10 protein-coding genes are annotated in these 10,933 nt (G+C 47.4%); 1 reads left to right on the top strand and 9 read right to left on the bottom strand.

Annotation, left to right across the window (positions count from 1 at the left end):
- Positions 1–527: 527 nt before the first annotated feature.
- The 7 genes from NSS94_RS06505 to NSS94_RS06475 form a co-directional block, all read right to left on the bottom strand.
- Positions 528–1,790 (bottom strand): hypothetical protein, encoded by a 1,263-nt coding sequence (locus tag NSS94_RS06505; RefSeq protein ID WP_209949660.1) that lies wholly within the window; start codon positions 1,788–1,790, stop codon positions 528–530.
- Positions 1,777–3,120, bottom strand: coding sequence for a flippase (locus NSS94_RS06500; RefSeq protein ID WP_209949661.1), 1,344 nt, complete (start codon positions 3,118–3,120; stop codon positions 1,777–1,779). Before NSS94_RS06500 ends, NSS94_RS06505 begins: the two co-directional genes overlap by 14 nt.
- A gap of 79 nt (positions 3,121–3,199) precedes the next feature.
- Complete coding sequence (gene gmd, locus NSS94_RS06495) at positions 3,200–4,189, bottom strand: GDP-mannose 4,6-dehydratase (RefSeq protein ID WP_029516209.1); 990 nt, start codon at positions 4,187–4,189, stop codon at positions 3,200–3,202.
- Between the two features lie 21 nt (positions 4,190–4,210).
- A complete protein-coding gene (fcl, locus tag NSS94_RS06490; RefSeq protein WP_069012566.1) occupies positions 4,211–5,149 on the bottom strand; it encodes a GDP-L-fucose synthase in 939 nt (312 codons plus the stop codon).
- A gap of 36 nt (positions 5,150–5,185) precedes the next feature.
- Positions 5,186–5,884 (bottom strand): sugar transferase, encoded by a 699-nt coding sequence (locus NSS94_RS06485; RefSeq protein ID WP_029516207.1) that lies wholly within the window; start codon positions 5,882–5,884, stop codon positions 5,186–5,188.
- An 85-nt stretch (positions 5,885–5,969) separates the two neighbouring features.
- Positions 5,970–6,656, bottom strand: coding sequence for a CpsD/CapB family tyrosine-protein kinase (locus tag NSS94_RS06480; RefSeq protein WP_029516206.1), 687 nt, complete (start codon positions 6,654–6,656; stop codon positions 5,970–5,972).
- Positions 6,637–7,386, bottom strand: a complete 750-nt coding sequence (locus tag NSS94_RS06475; RefSeq protein ID WP_341039000.1) for a YveK family protein — start codon at positions 7,384–7,386, stop codon at positions 6,637–6,639. Before NSS94_RS06475 ends, NSS94_RS06480 begins: the two co-directional genes overlap by 20 nt.
- 326 nt (positions 7,387–7,712) lie before the next feature.
- Between NSS94_RS06475 and NSS94_RS06470 the strand changes: the two genes are divergently transcribed.
- On the top strand, positions 7,713–8,081 hold the full coding sequence (locus NSS94_RS06470; RefSeq protein ID WP_025720479.1) for a helix-turn-helix domain-containing protein: 369 nt from the start codon (positions 7,713–7,715) through the stop codon (positions 8,079–8,081).
- A gap of 53 nt (positions 8,082–8,134) precedes the next feature.
- On the opposite strand, the gene NSS94_RS06465 is transcribed toward NSS94_RS06470, so the two are convergent.
- Positions 8,135–8,317, bottom strand: a complete 183-nt coding sequence (locus NSS94_RS06465) for a hypothetical protein (protein WP_029516204.1) — start codon at positions 8,315–8,317, stop codon at positions 8,135–8,137.
- A 309-nt stretch (positions 8,318–8,626) separates the two neighbouring features.
- Complete coding sequence (locus NSS94_RS06460; protein WP_341038998.1) at positions 8,627–10,924, bottom strand: hypothetical protein; 2,298 nt, start codon at positions 10,922–10,924, stop codon at positions 8,627–8,629.
- Positions 10,925–10,933 lie beyond the last annotated feature (9 nt).

The raw sequence follows: 10,933 nt of genomic DNA, 5'->3' as shown, positions 1-10,933 counted from the left end.
GCTTGGCACAGTTATGGGGGGCGGGGTTTAGAGACCGCTGCGCACTCCATTTGATCTTCCGATCGCTGTTGCAGTGGGATTCCTGAATATATAAAACATTCCGAGGTAAGAATCCCACTGCAAAGGCGAACGCTAGCGCTTCTTCAGATTCAAATGGACCGCTCCGCTGCTGACCACCGTTTCCATAAAGTCACCCCATTTCAAAAAAGGGAATGCCGGGCATGAAGTGCCCCGCTGCGGATATACGCGAGCGAATGCATGCCCGGCGAGAAGTTCGAGGCGATAGGGCGAAGCTATCGCCGGACGGCTCTTACCTCCCCACCTTATAGGCTGGGGGAAATTCTTTTTGGCGGCGGTGGGTAGCGGAGGGTAAGGATTTGAATCTGGAAAAGCGGCAGCGTTCGCCTTTGACGAGGGATTCCGCCCTTTTACAGGGCCTATTCAATCTAGGGAATCCCCCGTCAACAGCGATCGGAAGATCAAATCCGTCCCGCAGCGGACTTCCATCCACAAAAGTCGCTCCAGGATCAAATCCGTCCCGAAGCGGCCTCCCCCCTCCAACTTGAATGTTCCCGTTGCCTCTCCTCCGTCATCTGCATATTAAAATGATCTGCCCCTTTGAGCTGGGCAGCTGCCATATCTGCCACTAGAGTTACACTCGATTCCATCGGCACAAAGCGGTATTTGTAAGCTGTAAGCCGATGATCGGTTTCGTGAAATAAAATATCCTGAGCGTAATTCCCCCATCGGTCCTTGGGCATCAAATCAATGGTCATACCGGCATGCGCAGAGGGCAGCAGCATATTAGAGCCGTGGATGCCGATCACTAATCGGCTGGCTGCATATACCTTGCAGACCCGCAGCTCACTTTCCCGGTCGAAGCGTGTGACACGCTCATCAGAAATCCATGCCGGGAAACTCCCGGTACGCCCAAGTCCAGCGACTGTAAAGCGATGATCCGGGAAGCTTTCTCTCAGCCTGCGGAACAGCCGTATGATTTTACTGCGCTGATGATAAATTAGCGGTTTTAGCCCACGTTTGAGCTGCGGAAATTTCTGTACCGCTCTTGCGATATGATGGCTGCCGCTCCACAAGCGGTCTTCCCTCCATACGAAGGTAATGCGCGGCTCTGGCTCACGATCCTCGTTATAACGGGAGACACCTGTAAACTGCTCAATATCAAACTGATTGGGATGTGAATACGCCGGGCTGACATACACCTCATCAAAACGCATCAGTTCCTCAATCATCCGATGATGTAGTACAGGATAAAAGTTTCGTGCCCTGCTGAACGGCACATCAACCGTCCAAATTTCAGACACATATGCTGGCACCATCCACTCCAGCGACTTTTGCACAATGACGATGATGCCCAGGTCCGGCGATTGCTCGTATTCGCGTTGCACATTGAGCAGCTTGAGCAAAGCATGACCATACAAATAATCCATTGTGTTGACGATGATTACACGTGTAGAAGCTTTCATTTTATGCACGGTCATGCCGACTGCTAAGTCATAGGAAGGATTCATCAACGATTGTCGCAAAGGTTCTCCGAGCCATTTTCTCGACTTCGCATCACCGGTCAGAATATAGTCAGGCATTTCTACACGATAAGGTGAATACGTAGCATGGCCGACCCTCATGTCCTCAAGATATTCGCGTCCGCACCCCTCACACATAGTGCTGACACATACATGGATTCCCTGCCACAGCACCTCTCCACCACGTACCTTACCTCCACAATGCGGGCACTGTTCCTCATGCCGAACAAACGGTTTAATGGGTATCATGATTGTTCTCTCCAACTTTCGGTACTGTAATATGAACACGCCAGAAGGTCAGGATGGACTTCATCATCCAACCCAAATTAGATTTAACTTCCTTAAACAACAAATCTAATAGAAATACAGATATCGTAAAGGACAAAATCGTCGCCACTAACGACCCTCGGACACCAAGCAACGGGATTAGCGCGTAATTGAAAGCGATATTCGTGACCGCCCCCACCACCGAGGTCAGCAGCGTGTATCTGAACAAATTTTCATTGGTAATAAACAAGCTTTTAGCAACACTGAAGTTGGTGAAAAACAGACGAATCGCGAATAGAGACAACAGCGAACCTGCTTCGGTAAATTCTCTCCCATACAGCACAACCACTACCCATTGGGATAGAAAAAATAAAGGTACCGAGGTCACAAGAAAGCATATAAACATCAGCCGATACACCTTGGACAATGTCTGTCTGTACTCGTCGCTTCCTTTCTGCTTGGAACGCGTCACCACCGGAGCATAAGCCGTTGTCAGAACGACCGGAATGAAGCCCAACACTTCGATGAGTCGGAGTGCAACGGAGTATTGCCCAACCGCAGCGTTTCCCAGCAGTTCACCGATAATGACTTGGTCGATCCGTGCCTGTACATATACAGCGGAGGATGACAGTATAAGCGGCCAGCTGTGATTCATGATTCGCCGAGCTGTGGCTAAACGGAACGTCCATCGGTTCACACGTCGTCCTTCCTTATGGAAGAAATACAGCAGCAGCAGGCTTCCCAACAAAAACTCTCCATGAGCACACAACGCCACCCACCATATCGGAACACCCGATAACAACAGAATGATTTTGACAGTGGAGCCGAGAACAAAAGCGGTATTCTTGGCAACGACCGTGTATTTGGACAGCATCTGCGCACGAAACCAGTAGTCGATGATATCAAACAATTGAAATACCGAGGCCGTAGCTAGGATCAGATTGATCAACCGTACCGAACTGTCTTCCGGTCTGAGTAGTGAAATGAAGGAATAGGACAGTACAATGGCTATTAGAGTACCTAACAATTTCAACAGAACCGCCGTACCCAATAGCTCATGCTCATCCTTGGGGTCTTTGACAAGATCGCGTACTAATATAGAATCAAAGCCAAGGGTCGTAAAAATCAGAAACATCCCGAAAAAGGATTCCGCATAATTCCACTTTCCCAGTTCCTCTGGTCCCAACACTCTCGCCATGATGATGCTGACTGCCAGGCCGAACACCATGCGAATCATTTTGTCACCGAACAGCCAGGATGTATTCACCAGCAAACTTCTGCGCGGTTTGGCGCGTTTTTCGACTAATGTCATAGGTTTTACTCCATCTTGAAAAAATGACCTTGCGTACAGCGAAGAGACCCCCCGCCCAGGCGGATGGCCTCTCCATCTCTTACACGACGACAGAAGCTTCAACTGCAGCCTGCCTTTTTACCCGCTCCAAGTCTGTATCCACCATCATACGAATGAGCTGCTCGAAGCCTACTTCCAATCGCCAGCCCAGCTTTTCTTTCGCCTTGGCACAATCGCCGAGTAATAGATCTACCTCTGCCGGACGGACAAATTGAGGATCGATCACGACGTAATCCTCATAATTTAAACCTACATGGGAAAAGGCAATTTGCAGCAGTTCACGCACAGAATGCATTTCTCCCGTGGAAATGACGTAATCATCCGGTTGATCCTGCTGAAGCATCAGCCACATCGCCTTTACATAATCCCCTGCAAAACCCCAGTCTCGCAATGAATCCAAATTTCCCATGCGCAGCTCTTGCTGCAACCCCAGCTTGATACGAGCTACCGCATCCGACACTTTACGCGTTACAAATTCCAATCCTCGACGTGGGGATTCGTGATTGAACAGAATGCCAGAGCAAGCAAACATATCAAAGCTTTCACGATAGTTCACTGTAATCCAATGGCCGTACACTTTGGCGACACCGTAGGGACTACGTGGGTAAAATGGAGTCGTTTCTGTCTGCGGTGTCTCCAGCACCTTACCAAACATCTCGCTGCTTGACGCCTGGTAAAAGCGCGCTTCCGGTTTGGCAATTCGAACCGCCTCCAGCATATTGGTGACAGATAATGCTGTAATCTGCCCTGTAGCCAACGGCTGCGGCCATGAGGCCGCTACGAAGGATTGAGCAGCCAAGTTGTAGACCTCATCCGGGTCGGACTGCCGGACGGCTTCAATCAATGAAGCCAGATCGGTCATATCACCGGAAAGCCAGTGGATGTCATTCTGGATATGCGCTACATTTTCAAAGTTCGGTGTGCTGGTTCGTCTGCGCATCCCGTACACCTCATAATCTTTGGATAGCAGCAATTCAGCCAGATAGGACCCGTCTTGCCCGGTAATTCCTGTGATCAGCGCTTTTTTCATTCCAATTCCCCCACCGTTTTTTTATTGTTCAACCAGATCCAGACCTTGAAATGCCTGATACACAGACTTTAATCCCTCTTCTAGTGAAATACGCGCCGACCAGCCCAGCCCGGAAATTCGGGATACATCTACCAACTTACGCGGCGTTCCATCAGGAGCGGAGGTGTTAAAGGTAATTTCTCCCTCATAGCCGACTACATTCTTCACTCGCTCAGCCAGCTCACGAATGGAGATATCCTCACCTACGCCGATATTTACAATTTCATTTCCCTCATAATTGTTCATTAGGAATAGACAGGCCTCAGCCAAATCATCAGAATGAAGAAATTCTCGCCGCGGCGTACCAGAACCCCATACTTCTACAGTCGGAGATTGATTCAGCTTGGCTTCATGAAACTTGCGGATGAGCGCAGGCAACACATGAGAAGTCTGGAGATCAAAATTGTCGCCCGGACCGTATAAATTCGTCGGCATCACAGAAATAAACCGGGTTCCATACTGACGGTTGTAAGACTGACACATTTTAATCCCGGCAATTTTAGCAATCGCATAGGCCTCATTAGTAGGCTCCAGTTCACCCGTGAGCAGATATTCTTCCCGTAACGGCTGCGGAGCAAATTTAGGATAGATACAGGTAGAACCTAGGAATAATAGCTTACTTACATTTGCCCGGTATGCCGCATCAATCACATTTGTTTGTATAAGCAGATTGTCACGGATAAAATCAGCCGGATATTCGTTATTCGCCAAAATCCCACCAACCTTGGCCGCTGCCAAAAATACATAATCCACAGGCTCTGTTTCAAAAAAATGATCTACTGCCTCTTTATTACGTAGATCCAGCTCACGGCTTGTGCGAGTAATAATATGACGGTAACCCGCTTCCTGAAGCGCTCGGACAATAGCGGAACCCACCAGTCCGTGATGCCCTGCTACATATATGTTGGAATGAAGATCCATACTTATCCCCTACCTTCTTCGTGAAAATGAAAGACTTTAATACGCATCCTTGGAGCCTAGCAGCACACGAAATGTTTTCAGCATAATAATCATATCTGTGCGGAAACTGCGTCTGGATATGTACTCCAAATCCAGTTCTACCATCTGGTTAAAGCTTAGATGATTACGACCGCTGATCTGCCATAGACCGGTGCAGCCTGGTGTAACTGTCAGACGCAGCTTATCCCTCACTGTGTAATCATGGACCTCTCTTGGCAACGGGGGTCTGGGTCCTACCAGACTCATCTGCCCACGCAGTACATTGAACAGTTGTGGCAACTCGTCGATGCTCGTTCTGCGAAGAAAGCGACCCACACGGGTAATTCGGGGATCGTCCCGCATTTTGAACATCGCACCCTCAATTTCATTTTCCACCAGCAGTGCAGATAATCTGGCTTCGGCATCAGACACCATGGAACGAAATTTGATCATGCGAAACGGCCGCTCATTTTTTCCAATACGTACTTGATAAAATATTGCACTTCCTTTGGGGTCCTCCAGCTTAATCAGCAAAATGACAAGCAGAAATACCGGGCATAGCACGATGATTCCAATGAAAGACAATATAATGTCCATGCTTCGCTTCACGAACGGGTATACGTTCCATCCTTGCCGCCGTTCAAGCCCATGAGCGACCGAATAAACATCCACTGACGCACCCCGCACTTCGACCTCATTCGAGCGGGAAGAAGACACGTCTCATCACCTCGCTCCTTATTAATAAGTATTATTTATACATTGTTAAAAGAATTTTATATACTCTCATTTTCCTCCTTTTTATTCATGTCAGATTGCGTTCCTCCATCCCCCGCTCGACACGGGTATTCGAACGCTTCACATTATTAAGTACTACGCCCAGAATGCGCGCCTTTACTCTTTCCAAATTCGCTTTTGCTTTCTTGACGACATCCTTTTTGACCTTCCCTGCCTGCACCACCAGAATGACTCCGTCACACATGGCGCTTATAATGAAGCCATCCGGAAAGGACAGCAACGGCGGTGTATCCATTAGGATCACGTCATAATGTTCTTTCAGCTCAACCAGCAGAGCATTCATTCTGCGGGAACTGAGCATCTCGGACGGATTGGGCGGGTTCGGTCCGGCTGTAATTGCATGCAGATGGTCAATCCCGGTTTCTTGAACCACATCCTGCCATGCCTGTTGATTGGCAAGCACCCGTGTCAGCCCTGTATGATTACGCAAACCAAACATATGGTGCAAGGAGGAACGGCGCAGATCCATATCCATAATCAGCACCTTTTTCCCCTCTTGCGCATAGGTTACAGCCAAATTGCTAATTGTGACCGTTCTGCCTTCACCCGCCTGAGCGGACGCCACCATCATAACCTCAATCGGCTCGTCTATAGAAGAAAACTGGATGTTAGTGCGAAGCATGCGGTACTCCTCCGAAACGGAAGACTGAGCATGTAGGGATGTAACGAGCTGATTATTGATTAATCGCGGCATATTGCCCTTCACCTACCTGTTTAGGAGTTGTAGTGGAGCTGTCAGAGCGTTTATCTTCTTTTTTCATTTTCGTAATCAGGGCTAGGGTAGGCAGACCGAGTTCTATTTCAATATCCTCTTCATTCTTAAATGTATCATCCAGTACCTCCAGCAGAAACGCCAAGCCTATTCCCAACAATAAAGAGGTGGCAAAAGCCATAAATATCTGTATAGTGGCATTACTGTTCACGGGAACTGCTGGATCATTCAGACTGGCTTCGCTTAGGATGGTGACATTGTCCATTTTCATGATAGAGGGGATTTGCCGTTTGAATACTTTGGCTACCGCATTGACGGTTTTCACAGCCTTCGTATACGATAAATCGCGGATTGTTACATCCATGACCTGTGAATCACCTGCGGTGTTCACTCTTAATTTTTGCGCCAATGCTGACGGAGTGACCTTAAGATCGGGGAAGCTGGCGACCACCTGATCCATAATCGCCGAGGAGATCATAATTTGCTTATAGGAGTTCGTTAAGGCTATATTCGTTTGAACTACACTGTAATCGACGACACCTGCACGATCCGGTCGTGGCGTCTGGTTGATAATGAGCTTTGCGGTAGCTTCATAAATCTGCGGGGTAAAATACATATTTTTTATGCCCACTACAGTACATACTAGCAGTACGATGCTACCAATCAACCACATTCTTTTACGGATCAAACGGATGTACTCTTTCAACTGCACAAGACCAGTCCTCCCTGATTGACTTGTTTTCGATGCAATAACGCTTGTACTGATCCTCTGCATAACGGGGAAAAGAACGGTGCATGACCCTCTAATCTATAGTAAAATGTTGTATAATAGCGCATAGAAGGTCTAGCCAGCGAATAAGCACAAAATGCTCATCATCGGTGGCCTCTTAGGGTATATAAACGAAGACATCAGTGAAAACCATTAAATAAAGATACGTTATGTAACTTACATAACTAATTTATGATACAAAACGTATCTTGTCAAGCGTAAACTTGCTTTTTTACCTTTCTTAACCTTGCCTTCAGGAGGAAAAACGGATGAATTATGGCACCCGCATCGCTGAATTACGAGAACATAAGGGATTAAAACAAGAGGAACTAGCACAATCCCTCGGAATTACGCGGGCAGCTCTTTCTCACTATGAAAAAAATAGGCGCAAGCCAGATTTCGAGATCCTGACCAAGCTCGCTGATATTTTCGGGGTAACGATTGACTACTTGGTGGGACGTACGAGCCATCCGGCGGCAATATTGGATTCAGATGTGAGGGAATTTGTGGACCAGCTTGAACTGTCCGATGAGGATATTCTGCAACGTTTCAACCTGACCATTGATGGACGCACCTTGTCTGAGGAAGAAGCCAAACGTTTTATTGCATTTGTCCGAATGGAACGAATGATGGAATAAAGAAAGCGGCCGACTGCTTCACGTCTCGCTCAAGTAAGACCAGCCGTTGGAATTTACACGCGCTTGTCCTTCCGGTATGTGGTTCCATCCGCGTCGCTTTCTAGCCATTCTGGCATCGTGAACCCACATTGGAGCAAAATGTCCCGGATGTCCAAGTGGATGGCAGCTTTGTCTGCTTTCTGTACGTTGTTTTGAAAAAGAGGGTTGTTCCCCCCTAATTCTGTCTCCTTGTTCATTCAGCACTAACCTCACTTTATTATTCTTGGTCACCGGAAAGAAATTTCCCACAAACCTTGTATGTATAGTCACGAACAAAACTATTATATATGAATACACACCTGCAATGTTGTCGTCTTATGACGAGAATAAAAAAGGATTTTCTTATTTTTTTCTTCATTATACGTAAAGTATTGGCAAATCAGAACGATTTTCCAACAAAAAAGAACCTGTCAGGTCCTATTTTCTCCTGATAGGTTCTTTTTTGTTTTATTTCGAAATGATGTTAGGTATTCGAACTCTAAGGTCCTATATGCATTCCGATCTGATTAAGCGGCCTCGGCTGCCTGGGAAACCTGAGTACCTCCGGTCGCTCGGACTTTGTAGACATAGTGGCCTCCGGCTTTTACCGTGCGGTCTGTATACGTGCTTCCCGCTACTTGCGAGGCAATCACCTGATAGGCCCCGTCGGTTCCGTCAGCACGCAGCACATCATAGGAAGATACGCCTTCTGCCTGAAGCCAATTAATCTCTACCGCCCCATCCTGAACAGAGGCAGCCTTCACCCCTGTTGGAGCTGAAGCTGCGGTCTGATCTGTACTTTTTAATTCCAAAATATATTGTACCGCTTCGCCAGGACCCAGCTTTTCTTCAAAATCAAGGGCAGGAGAAGCCTTGAGCCCTGATATGGAACGCTGTGCCTGACTGTAAGTGGAACCCGCTCCAAAACGTTCACCCGTGTACAAACCGGCATTCGGCATTGTCACCCGTACACGAACGGTCTGCGTGGTGGATTCGAAATTCACTAGATTCACCAGCAATTTGTTTGAAGTAGCGCCGCTACCTGCCAGCGGTTTAAGCTTGGACGTATCCACCGCACGCACATACACCATTTTATCCTTGGTATCCTCTGGATTCAGCACTGTATAAGTCAGAGGTTTTCCATGGGTGGCATAGGCTAGACTCAAGCGTCTCATGATCTTAACACGAGTGTCCTGTCCCTGCCCGAACGGATAAATTTCTGTGTTGGCCGGGTTATGACTTTGCAGATCGAAGCCTGTTTTAAACAGCGTATAATCTTTATAAAAAGCAGCGTGCTGGATAAACATATCGGCAAACCCAATTTGTGAACGCATAATCCGGTCGAATGCGGCTGCTTGTGGCTGACTAGCCCCATAATCTGGATTATCTCGATGCGTATCATTGGTACCGAACTCCGTGTTCAGCATCTTCTTCGCCAGTCCGTCGCTCGAACCGCCGAAGGTTTTCAAATTTTGAATGAAGCTGCCCCCGCCCTCTTCATTATACGATTCACCGTAGGCGTGTCCGTTGGTCAGGTCAGTGACTTCCTCCAGCTGTTTACGCTGCGCCGGGTCTCGCTCCCATCCATCCGGATCACCGCATTTTTGCTTACCTCCGGTTTGATTTTTGCACGCCTTGGTAGAGTACGTCGGCCAGTAGGCCCAACCCGGCGCTACCGTTTTGAGATGCGGTGCCAATTGCTTCCCTTCCGTATTCAACCACTTAGCTACAGCCAGATTTACCGCCTTGGAGCGATTAAATAATCCAGGTTCGTTATCTACTTCATAATATTGAAGATAAGAACCGTATTTTTTTACATAATCGCGCAACTTTTGCTTGGCCGTTTCTGGCAGAGAACCATCTTTTTGCAGCTTGATATCACCTGTATATAAATACAAAGCAGACGATTGCATATTATACTGCTTTAACGTTTGATAGTAATCATCCACGTCTGTACAGGCCTTGCCCACATTGCTGGCACAGGTGACCCTCATGACATTGCCACTATAAGCAATTCCCAGCCATTTGAGAACGTATGGTAAATGCTTAACTGCACCCTGATCATAATAAAATTCTTTATTGTTCACATTTGTTCCGGTCAGTATATATTTACCGTGTACCGGTTCGGTCGCAGGTGAAGCTAACGTCTCCAAGCTCAAGTCATCCCAAGTCCACCACACATTTTTATCTTCTGCAGAGGAGCAGTATAGGCAGCGCGCTGTCTTTAGCTTGAGTACGTTAACACCGCTTTGCAATTGCTCTTTGGGTATATACAGCTCGTAGTTGTTTTTGAAATTATAAGCACTCCCAGTACCGGATACTCCGGCAATCTGAATAATACCGGACAGCTGTTGATTTGAAAATACAGCCATTTGTGGGACTGCTTTGCCCGCATCTAAAATCCGAACACGGAATATCATACCATTGGGAGGAATCTGATTCAGCTTATACTGGAGTGTCAGTTCAGGGTTCGTGGACGCATTCAAACCGGGAGGAATATCTCCACTGCTGAGCAATACCGGAACTGTTGTACTCTCTTCTGCTACCGACAACGCTGACATTGCTCCTTTAGCAGATGATTCGGTAGAGGCAGCTGCTGTAGAAATGTCGATATTATCCCTGCCGACCACACCTTTGAATTCCGCTGAAGAGTCATCCCTCTGCCCCAGCTTCCATACTGGACTGGCAGCTGCTACTTTATCCGTCTGCAATTCTGCGCTTCTTGAAGGCGTGTATATAAACCAAGCGATCATCGCTATAGCTACGATCGCTAGTAGTCCAGATAAAACTACTGTATACCTATGGGATAACCACTTTTTTATCATATGATCGAC

The organism is Paenibacillus sp. FSL L8-0644 (assembly GCF_038008165.1).
Lineage (GTDB): Bacteria > Bacillota > Bacilli > Paenibacillales > Paenibacillaceae > Paenibacillus > Paenibacillus polymyxa_D.
Note: the sequence above shows the minus strand (reverse complement) of the source record. Positions and strands in the feature narration are given on the sequence as shown.